The organism is Streptomyces sp. NPDC059452 (genome assembly GCF_042750035.1).
In the GTDB taxonomy this organism is placed as follows: Bacteria; Actinomycetota; Actinomycetes; order Streptomycetales; family Streptomycetaceae; genus Streptomyces.
Genome location: NZ_JBHYVE010000029.1, coordinates 13,626 through 37,111, shown reverse-complemented (window position 1 = coordinate 37,111; position 23,486 = coordinate 13,626). Strand labels below are relative to the sequence as shown.

Below are 23,486 nucleotides of genomic sequence, written 5' to 3'. Positions count from 1 at the left end.
TTCGGGCGTCGGGCGCGGGTGCCATGGCGTCACTTGAGGGCACCGCAGCGGCGAACTGAAGGCGCCGTGGCGTCAGACGCGGACGCCGAACTGGAAGGTGCCCATGTAGTCCATCGACTCGTAGCGGACGACGGTGCCCGGCTTGGGGGCGTGCAGGACCTGGTTGTTGCCCGCGTAGAAGCCGACGTGCGACAGGCCGTTGAAGAAGACCATGTCGCCCGGCCTGAGCTGGCTGCGGCCGATCCGGGTGCCGTCGTTCTGCTGGGTGTACGTGGTGCGGCTGATGGAGACACCGGCCTGGGCGAAGGCCCACTGGGTCAGCCCGGAGCAGTCGTAGGAGTTGGGGCCGGAGCCGCCGGAGACGTACGGCTTGCCGAGCTGGGTGGCGGCGGCGCTGAGGGCGGCGGCGCCACGGCCGGAGGCGGGGGCCTCGTTGCCGCCGGGGGTCTGGTTGCCGAGCTGGACCCGCTCGCTGGTGGCGCGGCTGGCGCGCTCCTTCGCCGCCTCTTCCTCCTGGATCTTCGCCCGCTCGGCGGCGGTCAGGCTGTTGAGCAGCCGCTGCGCGTCGGCCAGCTTGCCCTGGTACTTCTTCTTGTTCTCGCCGAGCGCCTTGCGGACGTCGGCGAGGTCGCCGAGCTTGTCCTGGGCTTCCTTGCGCTGCTGGGCGAGGGTGCGCTGCTTGGCCTGGATCTTCTGCAGCGACTCCGTCTGCTTGACCGTGAGCTGGTCGAGCGCGGAGGCCTGGTCGAGGAAGCTGTCCGGGTCCGAGGCGAGGAAGAGGGCGACCGAGGGGTCGATGCCGCCGGAGCGGTACTGCGCGGTGGCGATGGAACCCAGCTCGCCGCGCAGGTCGTTGAGCTCGTCCTGGCCGCGCGCGACCTTGTCCTGGAGCGCGTCGACCTGCTTCTTGAGCTTGTCCTGCTGCTCCTTGGCTCCGTTGTACTTCTCGGTGGCCGCCTCGGCCTCGTGGTAGAGCTTGTCGACCTTCGCCTTGACCTCGTTCTTGGTCGGCTTGGGGTCGGCCTGGGCGGTCTGGGACGACAGGGCCACGGCTGCGGCGGCGGTCGCGGTGAGCACGGTCACGCGGGTGCGGCTCGGCTGCTTGGGACGACGGTGGGACGCCACGAAGGCGAGCTCCTTCTTCCTCAGAGCCGCCTACCGGGCTGTGGGGAAAGAATCCCCGGCTCCGTGGACTCACGGACTCGGCGGTTCCTTCGCCGCCACCCCCAATGGGTGATCAACCGTGCGAAGGTTCGAGGCCCGACCCTAGTGACCCTCTTGTGATCAGTTCAAATCCTCACAGGATTTTTCTTGTCACATCAGGCACTTCTTTACTCTCACCGCACCACGTGTAGTGACGACTTGACGGTACGTTCCCAAAAAAGCGGCATGTCACACATGTCGCACATCTGAAACTAGACGCGCGAAAGGCGCTTCAGGAGCAAGACGGACGCGACCGGCCTCGCCCCGGCCTTGGCCACCCCGTCCGCCACCTCGCGGTCGGTGGAGACGACCACCACGGGCCGCCCCGGCGGTTCCGCGCGGGCCAGTTGACGGATCAGCTCGTCCGCCGTGACCCCCGCCTTGCTGAACAGCACCCGCACCCCGCGCGGCGGGGCGAGCAGGACCGGGGCGGCCAGTTCGGCGCCGTCGAAGACACAGGTCATCTCGGCCCCGGTCTGGGCGGCGAGCACCGAGAGGCCGCCCAGCAGCCGCAACCGCTGCTTCTCCAGCGGCATCTGGGGGTAGCCGGTCTTGGTGACGTTGTAGCCGTCCACGATGAGATGGGCCTGCGGCAGTGCCAGCAACTGGTCGAGCAGCGCCGGGTCCGTCTCGGAAAGCGCCCTGGCGGCAATGTCCTTGGGCGACATCCGGCCCGGCTCCACCGCGTCCACGCTGTCGGCCGGGCGGGCCGTCACCGGGGGCAGGGCCAGCTCGCGCCGGAGCCCCGAGGCCGCGTCCAGGACCGTGTCGAGCAGCAGCCGCAGCCGCATGTCCTCCATCGAGCGCCCCTCGCGGGAGGCCCTGCGGCCCGCCTCCAGGGCCGCCTCCGCCTCGCCGAGCCGGTGCTTGAGCCGACGCGACTCGCTCTCGGCGGCGGAGAGCTGGGCGGCCGCCTCGGCCCGCTGGGCCTCGGCCTCGGCGGCGCCGCGGCGCAGGGCCGCCTCCCCGCGCTTGACCTCGCTCAGCGCACTGCGGAGCTTGCGGTGGAGCGACTCGGACTCCTTGCGGGCCGCGTCCAGCTCGGTGCGCAGCCGCTCGGTCTCGGTACGGGTGTGGGCGCGCGCCCGCTCCAGCTCCTCGCGGAGCTGGGCCAGTTCGCGCCGGGTCTCCTCGTCCACCCGCTCCGCGTCGGCCCGCTGGACCTCCTCGCCGGCCGCCTCGACCAGCTTGACCCAGCCGACCGGGCGCAGCACATAGGCGGCGGCGGCCACATCGACGGGGTCGGCGGCGGCGGGCGGCGAGCCCGCCTCCAGCGCACCGGCCAGCTCCGGCTGGGCCTGGCTCAGCCGCTCACCGATGCGCTGCCGGAAGAGCGGGTCGCTCTCCAGGGCGGCGGCCATCGCGTTCCCGGCGAACTTGGCCCGCCGGGTCGGGGTGAACCGGGCATACTGCCGCAACTGGGCGGGCAGTTCGGCGACGGTCAGGCCGCCGAAGGCGTCCGAGACCAGGGCGATGACCCGCCGCCGTACGCCTTCGGGCAGCGGACGGTCGAGCGCCTCTGCACCGCCGTCGGCCGCATCGGCCGGTTCGGCGCCGCTGGTCGGCTGATCCACCGTCCGTCACCCCATAGATATGTCTGTCGGTGCGCTCCCTCAGGAGGCGGCACCCGGCCTGTCCACCAGTTCGATCTGATCCACCGCGTTGCACCAACGACAGCGGACCGACTCGATGGTCTCACTGACCACCTCCCGCTCCTCGACACTGGACTCCCCGGCCAGGTCGAGGTGCACGTACTCCACGACCTTGGAGGACCGCGTCACGTCGAAGCGCGTGAGATTGCCGCACAGGGTGCAGCGCCAGCGGGTCCCGTCGGTCGGCAGGGGAACCGTCGTCATCGTTGCGTCCTCTTTCGTCGTCTCCGGCAAGCGCGCGCCGGGCGTGCCGCCGCGTCTCTTCCTGTCCTACGTCAAGGATCTCGCGGTGCGCCGTCGAACTGCGGAAGTCCTGGCGTAACCCTACGGCCTCGCGTATAGGCATCGGGACGGCGAGGCGCTCCGTCCCGTTCTCCACCGGTACGTCATGCTCTGTACATGATCGACGGGCGACAGTTCCACTGGCGGGCCGTGGCCGGAAGGGCCCGGGAGCGGACGGAGGGCGGGGCGCCGGTGACGTACGGGCTGATCGCCCTGTGCTGCGCGGTCTTCCTGATCAGCCCGCTGGCCGGATTCGGCGCCGCCTACGGGAGCCAGGACGCGCTGCTCGCCGCGCAGGCCGGGTACTTCGAGCGGTGGGGCGTGATCCCGGCCGAGCTGTGGGAGGGCTCGGCGCGCGCTCTGCTGACCCCGTTCACCGCGCTGTTCGTGCACGGCAGCTGGCTGCACCTGCTGGGCAACCTGCTCTTCCTCTACGTGTTCGGGGCGATGGCCGAGGAGCGCATGGGCCGGGTCCACTTCGCCCTCTTCTACGTGGGGTGCGGCTACCTGGCCCTGGTCTGCTACGCGGCGGTGCACGCGGACTCGGGCCAGACGCTGGTCGGCGCCTCGGGCGCGATCTCGGCGGTGCTCGGCGCCTTCCTTTACCTCTTCCCCAGGGCCCGGGTGACCAGCCTGTTCCCGTTCCTCTTCTTTCTGCCGCTGCGTTTCCCCGCCTGGATCGTGCTGGTCTTCTGGTTCGGGCTCCAGTGGGCGGCCGCCCAGGCGGCGGACGCCGGGCCGGGGGTGGCGTATCTGGCGCATGTGGCGGGGTTCGCGGCGGGGTTCCTCTACGCCTGGGGGCGTTATCGGGGTGGGGCTAGAGTGAAGGCTCCAGCCACGGCCACCGAGGGAGACAGCCAGCCGTGATCACCGCGATCGTGCTCATCAAGACCAGCGTGGACCGGATTCCGGAGATCGCCGAGGCCATCGCCGCGCTGGACAGTGTCAGCGAGGTCTTCTCCGTCACCGGCACCTACGACCTGATCGCCATGGTCCGGGTCGCCCGCCACGACGACCTCGCCGATGTCATCCCCGGCCGGATCAGCAAGATCCCGGGCGTCGAGGGCACCGACACGCATGTGGCGTTCCGTACGTACTCCCAGCACGACCTGGAAGCGGCGTTCGCGATCGGCCTGGACGCGTAGAACTGTACGTACGTCGGCCGGGAACGGGCAGCGCACCCGTCCCCGGCCGAGGTGTTGTCAGACCGTACGGGCTCCCTCGCCCCGGTCCGGGACGCAGCGGCCGTCCTCGGTGCGGTACTTCCACTGGGCGCCCTCGCGGACCAGCTCGGTGACCGCGCGCAGGAACCGCTCGATGTGCTCGTCCGGCGTACCGGCCCCGAAGCTGACCCGGATGGCGTTGAGGGACCTCTCGCCCGGCTCGGCCTCGGGGGCGCCGCACTCGCCCGGGTCCTGCGGGTCACTGCCCAGGAGGGTGCGCACCAGCGGGTGGGCGCAGAAGAGGCCGTCGCGGACGCCGATGCCGTACTCGGCGGAGAGGGCGGCGGCGAAGTGCGAGCTGTTCCAGCCGCGCACCACGAAGGAGATGACCCCGACCCGGGGCGCGTCGTCGCCGAAGAGCGAGAGCACCTGGACCTCGGGGACCTCGGCGAGCCCCGCGCGGACCCGGGCCACCAGCTCCTGCTCCCGGGCCACCAGGGAGTCGAACCCCGCCTCGGTGAGGGCCTTGCAGGCGGAGGCGATGGAGTAGACGCCGATCACGTTGGGCGAACCGGCCTCGTGGCGGGCGGCCGTGGTGTGCCAGTCCACGTCCACTCCGCCGTCGGCGCGCCGGGCGACCTTGCGGGAGGCGCCGCCGCCGGCGAGGTACGGCTCGGCCGCCCGGAGCCAGTCGGCGCGGCCCGCGAGGACCCCGGAGCCGAAGGGCGCGTACAGCTTGTGGCCGGAGAACGCGACCCAGTCCACGTCGAGTTCGGCGATGTCGACGGGGTGGTGCGGGGCCAACTGGGCGGCGTCGAGGACGATCCGGGCGCCGTGCGCGTGGGCGGCGGCGGCCAGCTCCCCGACCGGCCAGAGCTCGCCGGTCACATTGGAAGCGCCGGTCACGCAGACCAGGGCGGGGCCGTACGGGTCGCGGTCGGCGAGCGCGCGCTCCAGGGTCTCCACCGCCTGGCCCGGGGTGCGGGGCGCGTTGAGGTAGGTGACCCGGGCGTCGCGCCAGGGCAGCAGGGAGGCGTGGTGCTCGGTCTCGTACACGAACACCTGGCAGTCGGCGGGAAGCGCGGCGGCCAGCAGGTTGAGGGAGTCGGTCGTCGAGCGGGTGAAGACGACCTGGTCGTCGGCGCGGCAGCCGAGGAACTCCGCGACCGTACGGCGGCTGTTCTCGAAGAGGTCGGTGGAGAGCTGCGAGAGGTATCCGGCCCCGCGGTGGACGCTGCCGTAGTACGGGGCGTACGCGGCGACATCGTCCCAGACCCGCTGGAGGGCCGGGGCGCTGGCGGCGTAGTCGAGTGCGGCGTAGGTGACTTCACCGCCGGTGACGAGCGGAACGGTGACATCCTGCCCCAGAACGGGCAGCGGGGCACAAACCGACGGGTCGATGGCAGCGGTGGAGACAGACATGGCGAACTCCCGTAACAGGCAGGCGAAATCAACGCGCCTGCGGATACGCGGCGGCGCGGAGAAGGAAAGGAAAAGAGGGTGCGCGGAAGAAGGGCGATCAGCCCAGGGCACACAGAAGCCCTGGGACACGCCCTAGCGCATTCGCTTGCTCACAAGAGGCTCCCTAGGGACCAGGACCCCGGGGGCTGGCATCCACTGGATGCCGAGGGGCCCGCGCTTGCCGCAGACCTCGCTGCCTACGGCCTGGTCTTCACCCGGGGCACCCCGCCACGGACGGAGGGTTGCCGGACAGCGGGCCGGGGCCGTAGTCGCTGTCACTCATGACCTGCGCAGCATCTTGCCATATGTACGGGCACGCGCAAGGGCGCAGTCCGGATCCCGGACTGCGCCCTTGCGCGATTTCAGGCGTTGCTGGCCGCCACCCAGCGCTCCAGGGCGCGCTTGGCGGCCCCGGAGTCGATGGCCTCGGCCGCGACGAGGATCTTCGCCGCGATCTGCTCGGTGAGCGTGCCGGGCCCCGGGTCGAGCGCGACCAGCGCCGCCGCCGAGTTGAGCAGCACCGCCTCGCGTACCGCACCGGTCTCGCCGTCCAGCAGGCGACGGGCGACATCGGCGTTGTACGAGGCGTCGGCGCCGCGCAGCGCCTCGACGGGGACGATCGGCAGCCCGACGTCACGCGGGTCGAAGGGCTCCTCGCGGACCGCGCCGTCCCGGACCACCCAGACCCGGGAGGTGGCGGTGGTGGTCAGCTCGTCGAGCCCGTCGTCCCCGCGGAAGACCAGCGCCGAGTTGCCCCGCTCGGCGAGGACGCCCGCGACGATGGGCGCCATCCGGGCGTCGGCCACCCCGACGGCCTGGGCACGCACCTGGGCCGGGTTGGTGAGGGGGCCCAGGATGTTGAACGTGGTCTGCGCGCCGAGCTCCCTGCGGGCCTTGGCGGCGTACCGCAGGGCGGGGTGGAACTTCACGGCGAAACAGAAGGTGATACCCGCCGCCTCGGCGACCTCGACCACCTGCTGCGGGGTCAGCTCCAGGTTGACGCCGAGCTTCTCCAGTACGTCGGAGGAGCCGCTCGCCGAGGAGGCGGCCCGGTTGCCGTGCTTGACCACCTTGGCGCCGGTCCCGGCGATGACGATGGCCGACATGGTCGAGATGTTGACCGTCTTGGCGAGGTCGCCGCCGGTACCGACGATGTCGACCGTACGGCCCGGTACGTGGATGGTGTTGGCGTGCGCGTACATCGCGCGCACCAGCCCGGTGACCTCCTCGACGGTCTCGCCCTTGGCCCGCAGCGCGACCGCGAAGCCGGCGATCTGCGCGTCGGTCGCCTCACCGCTCATGATGCGGTCCATCGCCCAGGCGGTGTCCGCCACGGACAGGTTCTCGCCGCGCAGCAGGGGGTTCAGCAGGCCGGGCCAGGAACGGTCCGCCACGCTGTCGCCGCCGCTCGGGGTCACAACGTTCATGGTCCGCTCCAGGGGGTCCACAGCCGGTAAGAGTCCGGCTCCACCCTATCCAGCCGCCGGGACCGCGAAGAGCCCCGTCCATCGAATGGACGGGGCTCCCGCGGTGGCGATCAGTTCAGGCGATCAGTGGTGGCCGTGGCCCTCGGTGATCTCCTTGTACTCCTCGGCGGTGGGCTTGGCGATCTGGTTGTTCTCGCCGAAGTAGCCCTTGCTGAGCTTGGCCCGCACCTTCTGGACCGGGGAGATCTTGCGCTTGACGCCGTTCTCGTCGACCTCGGGGCCGAGTTCGACCGGCTTGTACTGGTCGTGCGCGGTGAGCGTGTGCAGCTGCTCCCGGGAGAGCGGCTCGTGGATCTCCACGAACTCACCGTGCGGCAGGCGCTTGATGATGCCGGTCTCACGACCGTGCAGCACCTTCTCCTTGTCCCGGCGCTGGAGGCCGAGGCAGATCCGCTTGGTGACGATGAACGCGATGACCGGTCCGGCGAAGAAGAAGATCCGGACGAACCAGGTGATGGCGTTGATCGACAGGTCGAAGTGCGTGGCCCACAGGTCGTTTCCACCGCCGACGAGGCCGATGAAGTACGCCGTGATCCAGGCGACGCCGAGGCCCGTACGGGTCGGGGCGTTGCGCGGGCGGTCCAGGATGTGGTGCTCGCGCTTGTCCCCGGTGATCCAGGACTCGATGAACGGGTAGACCGCGATGGCACCGAGCACACCGCCGAAGGCGACCAGCGGGATGAACACGCCCAGGTTGAGCGTGTAGCCCCAGAAGACGATCTCCCAGCCGGGCATGACACGGACCAGACCCTCGGCGAAGCCCATGTACCAGTCGGGCTGGGCGCCGGTGGACACCTGGTCCGGGCGGTACGGACCGAGCGCCCAGATCGGGTTGATCGTGGCGATCGCCGAGATGATCGCGATGATGCCGAAGACCAGGAAGAAGAAGCCTCCGGCCTTCGCCATGTAGACCGGCAGCAACGGCATGCCGACGACGTTCTGGTTGGTCTTGCCGGGACCCGCGAACTGCGTGTGCTTGTGGTAGAAGACCAGGATCAGGTGGGCCACCAGCAGGCCGAGCATGATGCCCGGCAGCAGCAGGATGTGGATCGAGTAGAACCGGGCCACGAAGTCGTGGCCGGGGAACTCGCCGCCGAACAGGAACATGGAGATGTACGTACCGACGATCGGCACGGACAGGATCGCGCCCTGCGTGAAGCGGACACCCGTACCGGAGAGCAGGTCGTCCGGGAGGGAGTAGCCGGTGAAGCCGGTGAACATGCCCAGCACGAAGAGCAGGAAGCCGAACAGCCAGTTGACCTCGCGCGGCTTGCGGAAGGCGCCCGTGAAGAAGACGCGCATCATGTGCACGAACATGCCGGCCAGGAAGATCAGCGCGGCCCAGTGGTGGATCTGCCGCACGAGCAGACCACCGCGGATCTCGAAGCTGATCTTCAGCGTGGAGGCGTAGGCCTCCGACATCCGGATGCCCTGCATGGGCTCGTACGGACCGTGGTACACGATCTCGTTCATGCTCGGCTGGAAGAACAGCGTCAGATACACACCCGTGAGGATGATGATGATGAAGCTGTAGAGCGCGACCTCACCGAGCATGAAGGACCAGTGGTCCGGGAAGATCTTGCGCATGTTGGCCTTGGCCAGGCCGTAGATGCCCAGCCGGCCGTCCGCCCAGTCGGCGACCCGCTCACCCGCGGGTGCCTTGCGCGGTCCCGCCTGGTCGGCGGGCGGATTCGTTGTCGCAGTACTCATCCGCGCTCCCAGAAGGAAGGACCGACGGGCTCGTCGAAGTCACCGAGCGCCTCGAGGTTGCCCTCGCTGTTCACGCCGATCCGCAGCTGCGGGAGCGCGTGGCCGGCCGGACCGAAGATGACGCGGGCGCCGTCGGAGAGGTCGAAGGTGGACTGGTGGCACGGGCAGAGCACGTGGTGTGTCTGCTGCTCGTACAGGCTGATCGGGCAGCCGACGTGGGTGCAGATCTTGGAGAAGGCGACGATGCCGTCGTGCGCCCAGTCGCGCTGGCGCTTGTCCTTGATGTCGTCCGGCTCGATGCGGACGATCATCAGGGCGGCCTTGGCGATCTGCTGGAGGAAGTCGTGCGAGTCCTCCTCCAGGCCCTCGGGCATGGCGAAGGTCAGCGACCCGACGGAGACGTGCTCCGGGCGCAGCGGCTGCCCCGTGTTCATGTTGACCAGGGTCTTGCCCTTGGCCCACATGGTGGTGCGGAGCTTCTTCTCCGGGAGCGGGCCGAGGTCGCGCAGCAGCACCACACCGGAGAGCGGCACCAGGGCCAGCGCGCCGAAGAGGGTCGTACGGATGAGCTTGCGGCGGCCGATCGCGGACTCCTCGGCACCGGCCTTGAAGTCGGCGAGGACCTGGGCCTTGACCTCGGGGGTCGCCTCGATCGGGTGGCGCTCGGCCGCGACCTCGACGTCGGACATCAGGGTGCGCGCCCAGTGGACTGCGCCCGCTCCGATGAAGAAGAGCGCGAAGCCGAGCGTCAGTCCCAGGGAGAAGTTGAGCGGACTCACATGGCCGAAGGGCCAGATGTAGACGATCTTGTCCACCGGGAAGATGACGTACGAGGCGATGAAGCCCACCGTCGACAGCATCGAGAGGAGGAACATGAACGCGACGGCCCGCTCCGAGCGGTTCGCGGCGCGTTCGTCGAGGTCCTGGATGCGCGGCTTGTGGGCCGGCAGCCCCGGGTCGGCGAACGGGTCGTCCGTACCCTCCACCGCGCCGTGCGCGGTCTCCTGCACTACCGGCAGGTTGTCTTCTGGAATCTGTTGGCTACTCATGACTTCTTGGCCTTAGCGGTGTGGGCCGCGACCCAAACGGCAGTTGCGACGAGTGCGCCGAGTCCGAAGATCCAGGCGAACAGACCTTCACTCACCGGACCGAGACCGCCGAGGGAGAGGCCACCGGGGCTCGCCGTCTCCGAACCGTTCACGGCCTGGATGTACGCGATGATGTCCTTCTTCTCCTGCTCCGGCATCGTCGTGTCGGGGAAGGAGGGCATGCTCTGCGGGCCGGTCTGCATGGCCTCGTAGATGTGCTTCGGGCTCACGCCTTCGAGGTCCGGGGCGTACTTGCCGTGTGTCAGCGCGCCGCCCTTGCCGGTGAAGTTGTGGCACTGGGCGCAGTTGTTGCGGAACAGTTCGCCACCGTTGGCGATGTCCGCGCCGGCCGGGTCGACCTGCTTCTCGGTCGGCGTGATCGGACCGGCGCCGAGCGACGCGACGTACGCCGCGAGCTGGTCGATCTCCGCCTGGGTGTAGATGACCTTCTTCTTCGGTACCTGGGCGCCCGGCTGCTGCGCGGGCATACGGCCCGTACCGACCTGGAAGTCGACGGCGGCGGAGCCCGTGCCCACGAGGGACGGTCCGTCGGTGGTGCCCTGACCGCCGGTTCCGTGGCAGCTGGCGCAGCCTACGGTGTAGAGCTTCTTGCCCTCGTCGATGGCGAGGGACTGGGCGGTTTCATCGGCCTGCGCCTTGCCCGCAGGCGCAAACGCGGCGTACAGCCCCCCGGTGGCCGCCAGCGCGAGGAGTAGTACGACGACCGCCGCCAGCGGATGGCGTCGTCGTGCGGAGAGCTTTTTCACGGATTACCCCGGTGTCAGGATCTTCTGCGTCGATGGTGGGTGGGTGCGAGCCCGGTTACTTGATCATGTAGATCGTTGCGAACAGACCGATCCACACCACATCCACGAAGTGCCAGTAGTAGGACACGACGATGGCCGCGGTGGCCTGGTCATGGGTGAACCTCTTGGCTGCGTACGTCCTGCCGAGAACGAGCAGGAAGGCGATGAGACCGCCCACCACGTGCAGACCATGGAAGCCGGTGGTCAGGTAGAACACCGAGCCGTACGGGTCGGACGACAGGGAGAGCCCCGCCTCCTTGACCAGCTCGACGTACTCCAGGACCTGGCCGCCGATGAAGATCGATCCCATCACGAACGTCACGATGAACCAGGTGCGGAGCTTCTTCACGTCGCCCCGCTCGGCGGCGAAGACGCCGAGCTGGCAGGTGAGTGAGGAGAGCACCAGGATCGTGGTGTTCGAGGCCGCGAACGGGAAGTTCAGATGACCGGCCATCTCCTTCCAGTATTCGGGTCCCATCACCGATCGAAGGGTGAAGTACATCGCGAAGAGGGCCGCGAAGAACATCAGCTCGGAACTCAACCAGATGATGGTTCCGACGCTGGTGAGGTTCGGCCGATTGACCGACGGGTGCGCGTGCCCGGTTTCTACTGTCGTTGCTGTCGCCACGACCGACATTATGTCGGTCGCTTATCCCGCCCTCACTCCGGGGGGTGCCGTTCGGTGTGTCAGTCCCGTGTGTCCTGCCCGAACGGCCCATCGAATCGGTGTCCTTACCGGTGCTGACGGCCGGTCGGGCGGAGTACGATCCGCGCATCGGTTCATGCCCCGAGAGCCCCGAAGACACAGATGTCACGGAGGAACAATGCAGGCGACCGCCACGGTCCTGGTCTACAGCGACGACGCCAACATCCGCGAGCAGGTGAAGCTGGCAGCCGGGCGGAGGCCCGCCGCGGACGTCCCACCGGTGCGGTTCCTGGAGTGCGCGACGCTTCCGGCCGTCCTGGCGGCGCTGGACGACGGCGGGGTCGACGTCTGCGTCCTGGACGGCGAGACGGCTCCCATCGGCGGGATGGGCGTCTGCCGGCAGATCAAGGACGAGATCTTCGACTGCCCGCCGGTCCTCCTGCTGATCGGCCGCCCGCAGGACGCCTGGCTGGCCACCTGGAGCCGCGCCGAGGCCGCGGTGACGCTTCCTGTGGACCCGGTGGAGTTCGCCGACGCGCTGGCGGCCCTGCTGCGCGGCCGGCTCTCCGTGGAGGCCTGAGAGGCCCCTGTGGCCTTCTGAGGGGCGTCCCGCGCGGCGGGGCGCCCCTCGGCGGTCTCAGACATGGGGGCGCAGCCGGGCGGCCTGGAGCGTCTGCGGGCTGTCCGGCACCCCTTCGTTCAGGGCGCTGCCCTTCTGCCACTTCTCCCAGGAGAGGTTCCAGTCCCCGAACCCGTTGCCGAACGGGGTCATGGTCTCCCCCGCGCTGCCGACGACCTTGACGATGTCGCCCTGGCGCACGGTGTCGAAGAACCACGCGGCGTTGCCCGTGCTCATCCCGGTGCAGCCGTGGCTGACGTTGGCGCTGCCCTGGGAGCCGACGGACCACGGCGCGGCGTGGACGTACTCCCCGCTCCAGGTCACCCGGGCGGCGTAGTAGACCGGCAGGTCGTACGACTCCGAGGAGCCGGCCGCGATGCCGATGCTCTCCCCGCGCATCCGTACGTAGTACTCCTTGGCCAGCACCACCTTGACCCCGTTGCGGGTGGAGAAGCCGGGCTTGCCGGTGGTGACCGGAATGGTGTTGATCACTTCTCCGTTGCGCAGGACCGTCATGGTGTGGGTCGAGGCGTCGGTGAGGGCTTCGATGCGGTCGCCGGTGGTGATCTTCAGGGGCTTGGCCTCGGCCCCGTACAGGGCGTTGGTCACCTTGATGCCCGTCAGGTTGGAGCGGACCTCGATGGTGGCGTTGGCGGGCCAGTACTCCTGGGGGCGGTAGTGCAGCTTCTTGTCGTCGACCCAGTACCAGGAGCCGGTGACCGCCGGGGTGGAGCGGACCTTCAGAGCGCGCTCGACGGTGGCCCTGGCCGCCTTGCCGGTGACCGGAGCGCTGAGTTCCGCCGTGATGGGCTGTCCGACGCCGTAGGTGCCCGCCTGCGGGCCGAAGGCCACCTTCAGCAGCTTCTTGGGCGAGGAGGTGTCGAACGAGAGCGTACGGGTGCCGGGGGCGCCGTCCCCGTTCTCGGTGGAGACCCTGACGGTGTATCCGGTACCGGCGGCGAGCGGGGCGGTGGAGCGCCAGCGTCTGCCGTCGGCGGAGAGCTCGCCCGCGAGGTGGCGGCCGCCCGTGTCGACGGCGCTCACGTCGGTGATGCGGCCGTCGTCACCCTTGACGGTGACTTCCAGCGGCTTGTCGGGGTCGGCCTTCTCGTTCTTGGAAGGGCCGTTGAAGGAGACCTGGTCCCCCGCGTCGTACGGCTTGGTCGACAGCGGATGTCCGTCGGAGCCGCCACAGGCAGTCGCACCCGCGCCGAGGGTCACGACCAGCAGAGTGCAGCTCACTACGGTGCGGATGCGCGGCGTGTGGTTCATGGCCCCACGCTAAGAAGATTCGTCCGTTCCAGCGCGTTCAGTGACTCCGAACGAGCGAAGGGCCCGCGTCGCCTACTGCGACGCGGGCCCTTCGTGGGGTAGTGCGGTGTCACCCCCGGGAGGGTGTCACTGGGTGCGGTTCTCACCCCGGTAGTACTCGAAGACCCAGCCGAGGAGGCCGAACAGGAGCAGCGGAGCCGAGAAGTACATCAGCCACCAGCCGAAGACGACGCCCATGAAGGCGAAGGCGCCACCGACCGCCAGGGAGAGCGGCTGCCAGCTGTGCGGGGAGAAGAACCCCAGCTCGCCCGCCTCGTCGGCGACGTCCGCTTCCTTGTTGTCCTGGGCCATGGCGTCGACCCGGTTGGCCGTGAAGGCCAGGTAGAAGCCGATCATGATCGAGAGGCCGAAGGCGAGGAAGAGCGCCGTGGTACCGACCGGCTCCTTCGACCACACGCCGTAGACGCCGGCCATGATGAGGATGAAGACGCTCAGCCAGATGAACATCTGTCCCTGGATCTTCACTTGCCTGCCTCCTTGCCGCCGGCGAGGGCCTTGTCCGACTCGGAGTGGTGCTCAAGCTGTTCGAGCGCCGCGATCTCCGGGTGGTGCAGGTCGAACGCCGGGGATTCGGAACGGATCCGCGGCAGGGTGAGGAAGTTGTGCCGCGGGGGCGGGCAGGAGGTCGCCCACTCCAGCGAACGGCCGTAGCCCCAGGGGTCGTCGACCTCGACCTTCTTGCCGTACTTGGCGGTCTTCCAGACGTTGTAGAAGAACGGCAGCATCGACAGGCCGAGCACGAAGGACGCGATCGTGGAGATCGTGTTCAGCGCGGTGAAGCCGTCGGCGGCGAGGTAGTCCGCGTAGCGACGCGGCATTCCCTCGGCACCGAGCCAGTGCTGCACCAGGAACGTGCCGTGGAAGCCCACGAACAGCGTCCAGAAGGTGATCTTTCCGAGCCGCTCGTCCAGCATCTTGCCGGTGAACTTCGGCCACCAGAAGTGGAAGCCGGAGAACATCGCGAAGACCACGGTGCCGAAGATGACGTAGTGGAAGTGCGCGACGACGAAGTACGAGTCCGAGACGTGGAAGTCCATCGGGGGCGAGGCCAGGATGACGCCGGTCAGACCACCGAAGGTGAAGGTGATCAGGAAGCCGACGGCCCAGAGCATCGGTGTCTCGAAGGACAGTGAGCCCTTCCACATCGTGCCGATCCAGTTGAAGAACTTCACACCGGTCGGCACCGCGATGAGGAATGTCATGAAGGAGAAGAACGGCAATAGGACGCCGCCCGTCACATACATGTGGTGCGCCCACACCGTCACCGAAAGACCGGCGATGGCGATCGTCGCGGCGATCAGACCGATGTAGCCGAACATCGGCTTGCGGCTGAATACCGGGATGACCTCGGAAATGATTCCGAAGAACGGCAGGGCGATGATGTACACCTCTGGATGTCCGAAGAACCAGAAGAGGTGTTGCCAGAGCAGCGCGCCGCCATTGGCGGAATCGAAGATATGCGCACCGAATTTACGATCCGCCTCCAGCGCGAAGAGCGCGGCGGCGAGAACCGGGAAGGCCAGCAGGACCAGAACACCGGTCAGCAGGACGTTCCAGGTGAAGATCGGCATGCGGAACATCGTCATGCCGGGTGCGCGCATGCAGATGATTGTGGTGATGAAGTTGACCGAGCCGAGGATCGTGCCGAAGCCGGAGAAGGCCAGACCCATGATCCACATGTCGGCGCCGATGCCCGGCGAGCGGACGGCGTCGTTCAGCGGCGCGTAGGCGAACCAGCCGAAGTCGGCGGCGCCCTGCGGGGTGAGGAAGCCGGCCACCGCGATGAGCGAGCCGAAGAGGTACAGCCAGTACGCGAACATGTTCAGCCGCGGGAACGCCACATCGGGCGCCCCGATCTGGAGCGGCATGATCCAGTTCGCGAACCCGGCGAACAGCGGCGTCGCGAACATCAGCAGCATGATCGTGCCGTGCATCGTGAACGCCTGGTTGAACTGCTCGTTCGACATGATCTGCGTGCCGGGACGAGCGAGCTCGGCGCGCATGAAGAGCGCCATGAGTCCGCCGATGATGAAGAAGGCGAACGACGTGATCAGGTAGAGCGTGCCGATCGTCTTGTGGTCGGTGGTGGTCAGCCACTTGACGACGACATTTCCCGGCTGCTTGCGCCGTACGGGCAGCTCGTCCTCGTACGAGTCGTCTGCCGGTGCGGCACCCTGAGGTTCGTTGAGGATGCTCACAGTTGCTTCTTCTCCGAATTCCTGGCCGGGTCGGTCTGCTCGATGCCTGCCGGCATGTAGCCCGTCTGACCCTTCTCAGCCAGCTCCTTGAGGTGCTGCTGGTACCGCTCCGGGGAGACGACCTTGACGTTGAAGAGCATCCGGGAGTGGTCGACACCACAGAGTTCGGCGCACTTGCCCATGAAGGTGCCCTCCCGGTTGGGAGTGACCTCGAAGACGTTGGTGTGGCCCGGGATGACGTCCTGCTTCATGAGGAACGGCACCACCCAGAAGGAGTGGATAACGTCACGCGAAGTGAGGACGAAGCGGACCTTCTCCCCCTTCGGCAGCCACAGGGTCGGACCCGGGTTGCCGTTCTGGGGGTTGCGTGTCCCGGGGATGCCCGCGTCGTAGACGCCGGTGGCGTCCTTGGGGAAGGCATCCTGGAACTTCTTGGGGATGGCGGCGAGCTCCTTGGGGATCTCGTCACCCGCCGGGGCGGGCTGGCCTTCCACCTTCTCGATGTAGTTGAAGCCCCAGCTCCACTGGTAGCCGACCACGTTGATGGTGTGGGCCGGCTTGTCGGAGAGCTCAAGGAGCTTCGACTCATCACGCGCGGTGAAGTAGAAGAGCACCGAGACGATGATGAGGGGAACCACTGTGTACAACGCCTCGATGGGCATGTTGTACCTGGTCTGCGGAGGTACCTCCACCTTGGTCCGGCTACGCCGGTGGAAGAAGACGCTCCAGAGGATCAGCCCCCAGACAAGGACACCCGTGACGAGCGCTGCCGCCCACGAGCCTTGCCAGAGGGAGAGGATCCGAGGGGCCTCTTCCGTTACCGGGGTGGGCATACCGAGGCGGGGAAAATCCTCCCAGTTGTATGAACAACCGGAGGCCGTCGCCAGGACCAGGCCCGCAGTCAGCACCTGCGGCAGCTTCCGCCGCATCGGGCGCCGCGACGAGCGGTCGGAGCCGTTGGGACTCACGTAGCGCCTTCCCGAGAGTCTCGCCCGCACGGTCGGCGCGCCCGTCTCTACTGGTCGGTCGCCGTCCCTGTCGCGGGCAGGGGTTTGGATGTTTATGCGGACCAAACCCTACTGGACGCTATTTGGGGTCGCGCGGGGAGGGTGCCCAACGCGCCGCCCGACTCCCCGAAGGGGTGGAATCCGGGCCTCCGGCAGCCATCTGACGCCCTCTCTCCCGGCCGGGCCGGGCGGCCGCCGCCGATACGGGGACGGGTGCGGGCTAGCGTGGCGGCGTGCCCTACTTCGACGCCGCCTCCGCCGCCCCCCTGCACCCCGTCGCACGTCAGGCGCTGCTTGCCGCGCTGGACGAGGGCTGGGCCGATCCCGCCCGTCTGTACCGCGAGGGGCGGCGCGCCCGGCTACTGCTGGACGCCGCCCGGGAGGCCGCCGCGGAAGCCGTCGGCTGCCGCCCGGACGAGCTGGTCTTCACCTCTTCGGGGACGAGCGCCGTGCACGCGGGAATCGCCGGGGCTCTTTCGGGGCGTCGGCGTGTCGGCCGCCATCTGGCCCTCTCGGCGGTCGAGCACTCCTCCGTACTCCATTCGGCGGCGGCCCACGAGGCGGCGGGCGGGTCGTTCACCGAGGTGCCGGTGGAGCGGTCGGGGGCGGTGGACCCGGCGGCGTACGCCGGAGCGCTGCGCCCCGACACCGCGCTGGCCTGCCTCCAGTCGGCCAACCACGAGGTGGGGACCGAGCAGCCGGTGGAGGAGGTGGCCGCGCTCTGCGCCGAGGCGGGGGTGCCGCTGCTGGTGGACGCGGCCCAGTCGCTGGGGTGGGGGCGGGTGGCGGGCGGCTGGTCCCTGCTGACGGCGAGCGCGCACAAGTGGGGCGGGCCCGCCGGGGTGGGGCTGCTCGCGGTACGCAAAGGGGTGCGGTTCGCCCCGCAAGGCCCGGCCGGGGAGCGGGAGTCGGGCCGGGCGCCGGGGTTCGAGAACCTTCCGGCGATCGTGGCGGCGGCGGCCTCGCTCCGTGCGGTACGGGACGAGGCGGCGGCCGAAGCGGTGCGGCTGCGGGGGCTGGTGGACCGGATCCGGTCGGTGGTGGCCGAGCGGGTGGGCGATGTGGAGGTGGTCGGCGATCCGGAGCGGCGGCTGCCGCATCTGGTCACCTTCTCCTGTCTCTATGTCGACGGGGAGACCCTGCTCCATGAGCTGGACCGGCACGGATTCTCCGTATCGTCCGGTTCGTCCTGCACCAGCAGCACGCTGGAGCCGAGCCATGTGCTGAAGGCGATGGGCGTGCTGTCGGAGGGGAACGTCCGGGTCTCGCTGCCGCTGGGCACGGCGGAGGCGGATGTGGACCGCTTCCTGGAGGTGGTGCCCGAGGTGGTCGCGGAGGTACGGGAGCGGCTCGGCGCCCCGGTCTCCACACCCCCCTCCCCCGCGCCGGTCGCCTCCCTGGTGGTGGACGCGCTCGGCCGTCGCTGCCCGATCCCGGTGATCGAGCTCGCAAAGGTGATCGGAGAGGTACCGGTGGGCGCCACGGTGACGGTGCTCGCCGACGACGAGGCGGCCCGGCTCGACATCCCCGCCTGGTGCGAGATGCGCGAGCAGGAGTACGTGGGCGAGGAGCCGGCGGACCGGGGCTCGGCCTATGTGGTCCGCCGGCTCAGCTGATCACGCCAGGTGCTGCTGGACCTCGGCGGCGGCCTCGTGCCCGTACGCCTTGGTGAAGCGGTCCATGAAGTGGGTGCGGCGCAGGGTGTACTCCTGGGTGCCGACCGTCTCGATGACCAGAGTGGCGAGCATGCAGCCGACCTGGGCGGCGCGCTCCAGGCCGACGCCCCAGGCGAGACCGGAGAGGAACCCGGCCCGGAAGGCGTCGCCGACGCCGGTCGGGTCGGCCTTGACGTCCTCCTCCGGGCAGCCGACCTCGATGACGGGCTCGCCGACCCGCTCGATCCGGACACCTCGGGAGCCGAGGGTGGTGACCCGGTGGCCGACCTTGGAGAGGATCTCCTCGTCGCTCCAGCCGGTCTTGGACTCGATGAGCCCCTTCTCGTACTCGTTGGAGAAGAGGTACGTGGCGCCGTCCAGCAGGATGCGGATCTCGTCGCCGTCCATCCGCGCGATCTGCTGCGAGAAGTCGGCGGCGAACGGGATGTTCCGCGAGCGGCACTCCTCGGTGTGGCGCAGCATCGCCTCCGGGTCGTCCGCGCCGATCGAGACGAGGTCGAGGCCGCCGACGCGGTCCGCGACGCTCTTCAGCTCGATCAGCCGGGCCTCGCTCATCGCGCCCGTGTAGAAGGAGCCGATCTGGTTGTGATCGGCGTCGGTCGTACAGACGAAGCGGGCGGTGTGCAGGACCTCGGAGATCCGGACCGAACCGGTCTCGACGCCGTGCCGGTCGAGCCAGGCGCGGTACTCGTCGAAGTCGGAGCCCGCGGCGCCCACGAGGATCGGCTTGGTCCCGAGCAGGCCCATGCCGAAGCAGATGTTGGCGGCGACACCGCCCCGGCGCACATCGAGGTTGTCGACCAGGAAGGAGAGGGAGACCGTGTGCAGCTGATCCGCGACCAGCTGGTCGGCGAAGCGGCCGGGGAAGGTCATGAGGTGGTCGGTGGCGATGGAGCCGGTGACTGCGATACGCACGGGGAGGCTTCTCCTGCGGGGAGGCGAAGGGCCGTGATGCGCCCTCCGGGACGGCGTGACAGTTCACGCTACCGGGTGAGTCCTCCGGCCGGGAAAAGGAAAAACTACCCGATAGTAGGGCTTTCTACCTGAGCGGGACCGTGGTTACGGTGCGGATATGTCGAAGCACACCGCATCGCGAGAGACCGAAGTGAGCCTTGCCGAGCTGCGCGGGGACTGCGCGCGGATGGCCCCGCACTGGGCCGCGCCCGCGAGGACCGTCACCGCTCCGGTGAAGCCTTCCCTGATCCACGGGGTGACGGTGCCGCCCGCGTCGGCGCGGCTGATCGACGCGATGTCCGAGTACGGGGACTGAGCCCGGCCGCCGGATCCGGCCACGACGGCCGGGATCGGGCGCGAACCGTACGGGGTCGGCGTCCGGCCACGGCGGCCCGGATTTCGGCGTGAACCGTACGGTGGCGACGCCCGGCCCGGGTCGGGGCGGCCTCGCTGTCGGCGCGAACTGTAGGGGGTCCGGGGCCGGGTCGTGGCGGCTCGGTGTTCGACGCGAACGTGCGGGGACTCCCGCCGTTCGGGTCGCGGCGGGCCCGTTTCCGGTCCGAACCGTACGGGGTCCGCGTGCGGGTCGTGGCGACTCCGGCAGTGTGTTCCCTTTCGGGACGCGGCGGCCCCGATTCCGGTGCGAACCGTACGGGGCCCGCACCCCGTTCGGCGTCGTACGGGAACCGCATCTCGCTCTGCTCCGTCCCACCGGTGTCCCCGTCCGGGGGCACGCGGTCAGTGAACGCGACGGCAACGCAGTCGAAGGAGCGATCCGGTGAGCACCGAGCGACCCGACAACGACGTGACCGGCCCCCGGCGGCGGCGTCCGCCGCTCGCGGTGGCCTCGGTGGCAGCGGCGGTGCTGCTGGCCGGGGGCGGCGGGGCCTACTGGGCCTCCACCGCCTCCGGTGACGGCGGCACCGCGGACCGCGCCGCCCGCGACGCGGCGGCCCCCGTGCTGGCGCTGGACGCCGCCGAGAGGGCCCCGGCCACGCCCGGCGACCCGAGCACCCCGCCCCCGGGCATCGCCCCGGGCGAACCGGACCCGGGCGGTCCGCCCGTGGTCTACCGGGCGGCGGGCCAGCTCCCCGACGGCCCGGACGAGGCGGCGGTCCACCGCGCCACGGGGACGGTCGCGGCGGCGGAGGTGGCCCGGCTGGCGAAGGCGCTGGGCATCCCCGGGACCCCGCGCACCGTGGACGCGTCCTGGGTGGTCGGTGACGAGGACGGCCCCGGTGCGCTCCTGAAGGTCACCAAGCAGGCCCCGGGCACCTGGACGTTCGCCCGCACCACGCCCGTGGAGCCGTGCGAGCCGGGGAAGATGTGCGCGAACCAGAGCCCGCCGGAGGCGGACGGGCAGCCGGTGAGCGAGAAGGCCGCGAAGGCCGCCGCGGTGCCCGTGCTGAAGGCCGTCGGCCAGGACGACGCGGCGCTCAACGCGGGCCAGCTCATGGGTGACGTACGCGTGGTGAACGCCGATCCGAAGGTGGACGGGCTGCCCACGTACGGCTGGTCGACCGGGATCCAGGTGGGCCCGGACGGCAAGGTGGCCGGGGGCAGCGGGCAGCTGAAGGCGCTGGAGAAGGGGGACACCTACCCGGCGATCGGGGCGGACGAGGCCCTGAAGCAGCTCAACGAGGCGAGCCGGGCCCGGGGGGACGGGGGCCGGGACATCGGCGGCTGCGCCACCCCCGTACCGCTGGAGGGTGAGCCGAAGCCCACGGACATGCAGTGCGTACCGTCGAACGGCAAGCGGGCCCCGGTGACGCGGACGGTCGAGGACGCGGTGTTCGGGCTGGCCCTGCACTACATCGACGGCCGGCAGACCCTCGTACCGACCTGGCTGTTCACCGTCCGTGAGGCGCCGCGCGGCCCGGAGAGCACGGTCACGCAGATCGCGGTGGCGCCGGAGTTCGTCGAGAAGCCGACCACGCCGACGCCCTCGGGCGACCGGAAGGCGACCTCGTACGCGGCCGACGGCCGGACCCTGGAGGTGACCTTCTGGGGCGGGGTGTGCTCCACGTACACGGCGAGCGCCGAGGAGAGCCCGGGTCAGGTGCGGGTCACCATCAAGGAGGAGAAGCAGAAGGACGGCGCCTGCATCATGATCGCCAAGGAGCTGAAGCGGACGGTGACGCTGGATGAACCGCTCGGCGACCGTACGGTGATCGACGCGGCGAGCGGGGCGACGGTGCCGCGCAGCTGACACGTCTCGCGCAGAACGTACGAGGGCGGCCCCGGGAGTGGATCCCGGGGCCGCCCTCGTACGTACGCGTTCCGTGCTCGCAGCGGCTAGCTGAACGAGTCGCCGCAGGCGCAGGAGCCGGTGGCGTTCGGGTTGTCGATCGTGAAGCCCTGCTTCTCGATGGTGTCCACGAAGTCGATGGAGGCGCCGCCCAGGTACGGGGCGCTCATGCGGTCGGTGACGACCTTGACACCGTCGAAGTCCTTGACGACGTCACCGTCGAGCGAACGCTCGTCGAAGAAGAGCTGGTAGCGCAGGCCGGAGCAGCCGCCGGGCTGGACGGCGACGCGCAGCGCCAGGTCCTCGCGGCCTTCCTGCTCCAGCAGGCCCTTGACCTTGGCTGCGGCGGCGTCGGACAGGAGGATGCCGTCGCTCACGGTGGTGGTCTCGTCCGATACGGACATCTGCTTCTCTCCCGGGTTGTACGGACTGCTTGCCGACGGTTCAACCGCCTGCGCCGCGGATTCATTCCGGGCCAAGCGCTTGTCTGTTCCTTTTCATGCTCGCACACCCGGCCGCTCGGGGGATGCGTCACATCGACGCTATCGGCATCGTCAAAGTGACACGAAGAAGCTATGATAGATAGCGTCAAATAGACGAAAAGGCGCGTTCGCAGAAGCGCAGAGCAGAACGCAGAGAAGAAAGGGTGCGTGACGTGACCACGGCCCAGCCCCTGGACGTACAGCCGACACCCCTCGCGCTGCTGCTGCTCGGCCGGGAGGCCGACCCGAGGAGCGAGCGAGGCGTCGAGTGCCCCGGCGACCTCCCCTCCCCCTCCGACCCGGACCTGGTCGCGCGCGCCCGCGCGGCGAAGGAGAAGCTCGGGGACAAGGTCTTCGTCCTCGGCCACCACTACCAGCGCGACGAGGTCATCCAGTTCGCGGATGTCACCGGCGACTCCTTCAAGCTCGCCCGTGACGCGGCGGCGCGCCCGGAGGCGGAGTACATCGTCTTCTGCGGTGTGCACTTCATGGCCGAGTCCGCCGACATCCTGACCACGGACGCCCAGGCGGTCGTGCTGCCGGACCTGGCCGCGGGCTGCTCGATGGCCGACATGGCCACCGCCGAGCAGGTCGCGGAGTGCTGGGACGTGCTGACGGAGGCCGGGGTCGCCGATCAGGTGGTGCCCGTCTCGTACATGAACTCCTCCGCCGACATCAAGGCCTTCACCGGCAAGCACGGCGGCACGATCTGTACGTCGTCGAACGCGAAACGGGCCCTGGAGTGGGCCTTCGAGCAGGGCGAGAAGATCCTCTTCCTCCCCGACCAGCACCTGGGCCGCAACACGGCGGTACGGGACATGGGGATGAGCCTGGAGGACTGCGTCCTCTACAACCCGCACAAGCCGAACGGCGGCCTCACCGCCGAGCAGCTGCGCGACGCGAAGATGATCCTGTGGCGCGGCCACTGCTCGGTCCACGGCCGCTTCTCGGTCGAGTCGGTCGAGGACGTACGGGCGCGGATGCCCGGGGTCAACGTGCTGGTGCACCCGGAGTGCAAGCACGAGGTCGTGGCGGCGGCGGACTACGTCGGCTCGACGGAGTACATCATCAAGGCCCTGGAAGCGGCCCCGCGCGGCTCGAAGTGGGCCATCGGCACGGAGCTGAACCTGGTCCGCCGCCTGGCGAACCGTTTCGCCGCGGAGGACAAGGAGATCGTCTTCCTCGACAAGACGGTCTGCTTCTGCTCGACGATGAACCGCATCGACCTGCCGCACCTGGTCTGGACGCTGGAGTCGCTGGCCGAGGGCAAGCTCGTCAACCGGATCGAGGTCGACCCGGAGACGGAGAAGTACGCCAAGCTCGCGCTGGAGCGGATGCTGGCGCTGCCGTAGCGGAAACCGTGCGGGGCGCCTGCGCCCGTCGCCGGGCCCCTGAGCCCCGGTGGGCCCCAGAGCCCCGGTATGCCGACCTGGTCGGCATACCGGGGCTTTTCGCTGCCCGGCCGGACATTT

The 23,486-nt window shown here is 69.4% G+C and carries 22 protein-coding genes and 1 riboswitch; of the genes, 7 read left to right on the top strand and 15 right to left on the bottom strand.

Annotated elements, in window-relative coordinates; translation table 11 throughout:
* Nucleotides 1-72 precede the first annotated feature (72 nt).
* The 3 genes from ACFW9Z_RS29950 to ACFW9Z_RS29940 all read right to left on the bottom strand — a co-directional run bounded on the left by ACFW9Z_RS29950 (nt 73) and on the right by ACFW9Z_RS29940 (nt 3,059).
* Entirely contained in the window at nt 73-1,125 is a 1,053-nt protein-coding gene (locus tag ACFW9Z_RS29950; RefSeq protein ID WP_384645716.1) for an NlpC/P60 family protein, read from the bottom strand.
* A 290-nt stretch (nt 1,126-1,415) separates the two neighbouring features.
* Nucleotides 1,416-2,777, bottom strand: coding sequence for an NYN domain-containing protein (locus ACFW9Z_RS29945; protein WP_384645715.1), 1,362 nt, complete (start codon nt 2,775-2,777; stop codon nt 1,416-1,418).
* Between the two features lie 39 nt (nt 2,778-2,816).
* Nucleotides 2,817-3,059 (bottom strand): hypothetical protein, encoded by a 243-nt coding sequence (locus tag ACFW9Z_RS29940; RefSeq protein ID WP_015608051.1) that lies wholly within the window; start codon nt 3,057-3,059, stop codon nt 2,817-2,819.
* Nucleotides 3,060-3,254: 195 nt separating this feature from the next.
* On the opposite strand from ACFW9Z_RS29940, the gene ACFW9Z_RS29935 reads away from it, so the two are divergent.
* Both ACFW9Z_RS29935 and ACFW9Z_RS29930 read left to right on the top strand, forming a co-directional pair.
* The gene (locus ACFW9Z_RS29935) at nt 3,255-4,004 is read left to right on the top strand and encodes a rhomboid family intramembrane serine protease (RefSeq protein ID WP_384645714.1); all 750 of its coding nucleotides are present in this window, start codon (nt 3,255-3,257) and stop codon (nt 4,002-4,004) included.
* On the top strand, nt 4,001-4,282 hold the full coding sequence (locus tag ACFW9Z_RS29930; protein ID WP_003969641.1) for an Lrp/AsnC family transcriptional regulator: 282 nt from the start codon (nt 4,001-4,003) through the stop codon (nt 4,280-4,282). The genes ACFW9Z_RS29935 and ACFW9Z_RS29930 overlap by 4 nt, the downstream gene beginning before the upstream one ends.
* A 57-nt stretch (nt 4,283-4,339) precedes the next feature.
* Here the strand turns inward: ACFW9Z_RS29930 and ACFW9Z_RS29925 are convergent, their stop codons facing one another.
* From ACFW9Z_RS29925 to ACFW9Z_RS29900, 6 genes are all read right to left on the bottom strand, one after another.
* A complete protein-coding gene (locus ACFW9Z_RS29925; protein ID WP_384645712.1) occupies nt 4,340-5,722 on the bottom strand; it encodes an aminotransferase class V-fold PLP-dependent enzyme in 1,383 nt (460 codons plus the stop codon).
* A gap of 208 nt (nt 5,723-5,930) precedes the next feature.
* A riboswitch (SAM riboswitch) is annotated at nt 5,931-6,048 on the bottom strand.
* Nucleotides 6,049-6,123: 75 nt separating this feature from the next.
* Nucleotides 6,124-7,188, bottom strand: coding sequence for an anthranilate phosphoribosyltransferase (gene trpD, locus ACFW9Z_RS29920; protein ID WP_384645711.1), 1,065 nt, complete (start codon nt 7,186-7,188; stop codon nt 6,124-6,126).
* A gap of 123 nt (nt 7,189-7,311) precedes the next feature.
* The gene (locus ACFW9Z_RS29915; RefSeq protein WP_384645710.1) at nt 7,312-8,958 is read right to left on the bottom strand and encodes a cytochrome bc complex cytochrome b subunit; all 1,647 of its coding nucleotides are present in this window, start codon (nt 8,956-8,958) and stop codon (nt 7,312-7,314) included.
* Nucleotides 8,955-10,007: a Rieske 2Fe-2S domain-containing protein gene (locus ACFW9Z_RS29910; protein ID WP_384645709.1), complete on the bottom strand. Its 1,053-nt coding sequence runs from the start codon at nt 10,005-10,007 to the stop codon at nt 8,955-8,957. The genes ACFW9Z_RS29915 and ACFW9Z_RS29910 overlap by 4 nt, the downstream gene beginning before the upstream one ends.
* Nucleotides 10,004-10,813, bottom strand: coding sequence for a c-type cytochrome (locus ACFW9Z_RS29905; RefSeq protein WP_384645708.1), 810 nt, complete (start codon nt 10,811-10,813; stop codon nt 10,004-10,006). The genes ACFW9Z_RS29910 and ACFW9Z_RS29905 overlap by 4 nt, the downstream gene beginning before the upstream one ends.
* Nucleotides 10,814-10,868: 55 nt before the next feature.
* Nucleotides 10,869-11,489, bottom strand: coding sequence for a heme-copper oxidase subunit III (locus tag ACFW9Z_RS29900; RefSeq protein WP_384645706.1), 621 nt, complete (start codon nt 11,487-11,489; stop codon nt 10,869-10,871).
* 187 nt (nt 11,490-11,676) lie between these two features.
* Here ACFW9Z_RS29900 and ACFW9Z_RS29895 point away from each other — a divergent pair, with 187 nt between their 5' ends.
* Nucleotides 11,677-12,078 carry a hypothetical protein gene (locus tag ACFW9Z_RS29895; protein ID WP_384645705.1) on the top strand — a complete coding sequence of 134 codons (402 nt, stop codon included), beginning with the start codon at nt 11,677-11,679 and terminating at the stop codon, nt 12,076-12,078.
* Nucleotides 12,079-12,135: 57 nt separating this feature from the next.
* On the opposite strand, the gene ACFW9Z_RS29890 is transcribed toward ACFW9Z_RS29895, so the two are convergent.
* The 4 genes from ACFW9Z_RS29890 to coxB all read right to left on the bottom strand — a co-directional run bounded on the left by ACFW9Z_RS29890 (nt 12,136) and on the right by coxB (nt 16,615).
* Nucleotides 12,136-13,389 (bottom strand): Ig-like domain-containing protein, encoded by a 1,254-nt coding sequence (locus ACFW9Z_RS29890; RefSeq protein ID WP_384645704.1) that lies wholly within the window; start codon nt 13,387-13,389, stop codon nt 12,136-12,138.
* A 126-nt stretch (nt 13,390-13,515) separates the two neighbouring features.
* Entirely contained in the window at nt 13,516-13,914 is a 399-nt protein-coding gene (locus ACFW9Z_RS29885) for a cytochrome c oxidase subunit 4 (RefSeq protein ID WP_384645703.1), read from the bottom strand.
* A complete protein-coding gene (gene ctaD / locus ACFW9Z_RS29880; protein ID WP_384645702.1) occupies nt 13,911-15,647 on the bottom strand; it encodes a cytochrome c oxidase subunit I in 1,737 nt (578 codons plus the stop codon). The genes ACFW9Z_RS29885 and ctaD overlap by 4 nt, the downstream gene beginning before the upstream one ends.
* Nucleotides 15,644-16,615 carry a cytochrome c oxidase subunit II gene (coxB, locus tag ACFW9Z_RS29875; RefSeq protein WP_384645701.1) on the bottom strand — a complete coding sequence of 324 codons (972 nt, stop codon included), beginning with the start codon at nt 16,613-16,615 and terminating at the stop codon, nt 15,644-15,646. The genes ctaD and coxB overlap by 4 nt, the downstream gene beginning before the upstream one ends.
* Before the next feature lie 272 nt (nt 16,616-16,887).
* On the opposite strand from coxB, the gene ACFW9Z_RS29870 reads away from it, so the two are divergent.
* Nucleotides 16,888-18,270, top strand: a complete 1,383-nt coding sequence (locus ACFW9Z_RS29870) for a cysteine desulfurase/sulfurtransferase TusA family protein (protein ID WP_384645700.1) — start codon at nt 16,888-16,890, stop codon at nt 18,268-18,270.
* On the opposite strand, the gene ACFW9Z_RS29865 is transcribed toward ACFW9Z_RS29870, so the two are convergent.
* Complete coding sequence (locus ACFW9Z_RS29865; RefSeq protein WP_384645699.1) at nt 18,271-19,245, bottom strand: carbohydrate kinase family protein; 975 nt, start codon at nt 19,243-19,245, stop codon at nt 18,271-18,273.
* 157 nt (nt 19,246-19,402) lie between these two features.
* Between ACFW9Z_RS29865 and ACFW9Z_RS29860 the strand changes: the two genes are divergently transcribed.
* Entirely contained in the window at nt 19,403-19,600 is a 198-nt protein-coding gene (locus ACFW9Z_RS29860; RefSeq protein ID WP_384645698.1) for a hypothetical protein, read from the top strand.
* A 462-nt stretch (nt 19,601-20,062) separates the two neighbouring features.
* Nucleotides 20,063-21,493 (top strand): hypothetical protein, encoded by a 1,431-nt coding sequence (locus ACFW9Z_RS29855; protein WP_384645697.1) that lies wholly within the window; start codon nt 20,063-20,065, stop codon nt 21,491-21,493.
* 86 nt (nt 21,494-21,579) lie between these two features.
* Here the strand turns inward: ACFW9Z_RS29855 and ACFW9Z_RS29850 are convergent, their stop codons facing one another.
* Nucleotides 21,580-21,936 carry an iron-sulfur cluster assembly accessory protein gene (locus tag ACFW9Z_RS29850; protein WP_003969624.1) on the bottom strand — a complete coding sequence of 119 codons (357 nt, stop codon included), beginning with the start codon at nt 21,934-21,936 and terminating at the stop codon, nt 21,580-21,582.
* 251 nt (nt 21,937-22,187) lie between these two features.
* On the opposite strand from ACFW9Z_RS29850, the gene nadA reads away from it, so the two are divergent.
* Nucleotides 22,188-23,366 (top strand): quinolinate synthase NadA, encoded by a 1,179-nt coding sequence (nadA, locus tag ACFW9Z_RS29845; protein ID WP_384645696.1) that lies wholly within the window; start codon nt 22,188-22,190, stop codon nt 23,364-23,366.
* Nucleotides 23,367-23,486: the final 120 nt, after the last annotated feature.

What these genes read in the sequence shown, in the direction of transcription:
- ACFW9Z_RS29940 (WP_015608051.1), bottom strand. Translation starts at nt 3,059, where the DNA reads ATGACGACGGTTCCCCTGCCGACCGACGGGACCCGCTGGCGCTGCACC.
- ACFW9Z_RS29935 (WP_384645714.1), top strand. Translation starts at nt 3,255, where the DNA reads ATGATCGACGGGCGACAGTTCCACTGGCGGGCCGTGGCCGGAAGGGCC.
- ACFW9Z_RS29925 (WP_384645712.1), bottom strand. Translation starts at nt 5,722, where the DNA reads ATGTCTGTCTCCACCGCTGCCATCGACCCGTCGGTTTGTGCCCCGCTG.
- trpD (WP_384645711.1), bottom strand. Translation starts at nt 7,188, where the DNA reads ATGAACGTTGTGACCCCGAGCGGCGGCGACAGCGTGGCGGACCGTTCC.
- ACFW9Z_RS29915 (WP_384645710.1), bottom strand. Translation starts at nt 8,958, where the DNA reads ATGAGTACTGCGACAACGAATCCGCCCGCCGACCAGGCGGGACCGCGC.
- ACFW9Z_RS29910 (WP_384645709.1), bottom strand. Translation starts at nt 10,007, where the DNA reads ATGAGTAGCCAACAGATTCCAGAAGACAACCTGCCGGTAGTGCAGGAG.
- ACFW9Z_RS29900 (WP_384645706.1), bottom strand. Translation starts at nt 11,489, where the DNA reads ATGTCGGTCGTGGCGACAGCAACGACAGTAGAAACCGGGCACGCGCAC.
- ACFW9Z_RS29895 (WP_384645705.1), top strand. Translation starts at nt 11,677, where the DNA reads ATGCAGGCGACCGCCACGGTCCTGGTCTACAGCGACGACGCCAACATC.
- ACFW9Z_RS29890 (WP_384645704.1), bottom strand. Translation starts at nt 13,389, where the DNA reads ATGAACCACACGCCGCGCATCCGCACCGTAGTGAGCTGCACTCTGCTG.
- ACFW9Z_RS29860 (WP_384645698.1), top strand. Translation starts at nt 19,403, where the DNA reads ATGTCGAAGCACACCGCATCGCGAGAGACCGAAGTGAGCCTTGCCGAG.
- ACFW9Z_RS29850 (WP_003969624.1), bottom strand. Translation starts at nt 21,936, where the DNA reads ATGTCCGTATCGGACGAGACCACCACCGTGAGCGACGGCATCCTCCTG.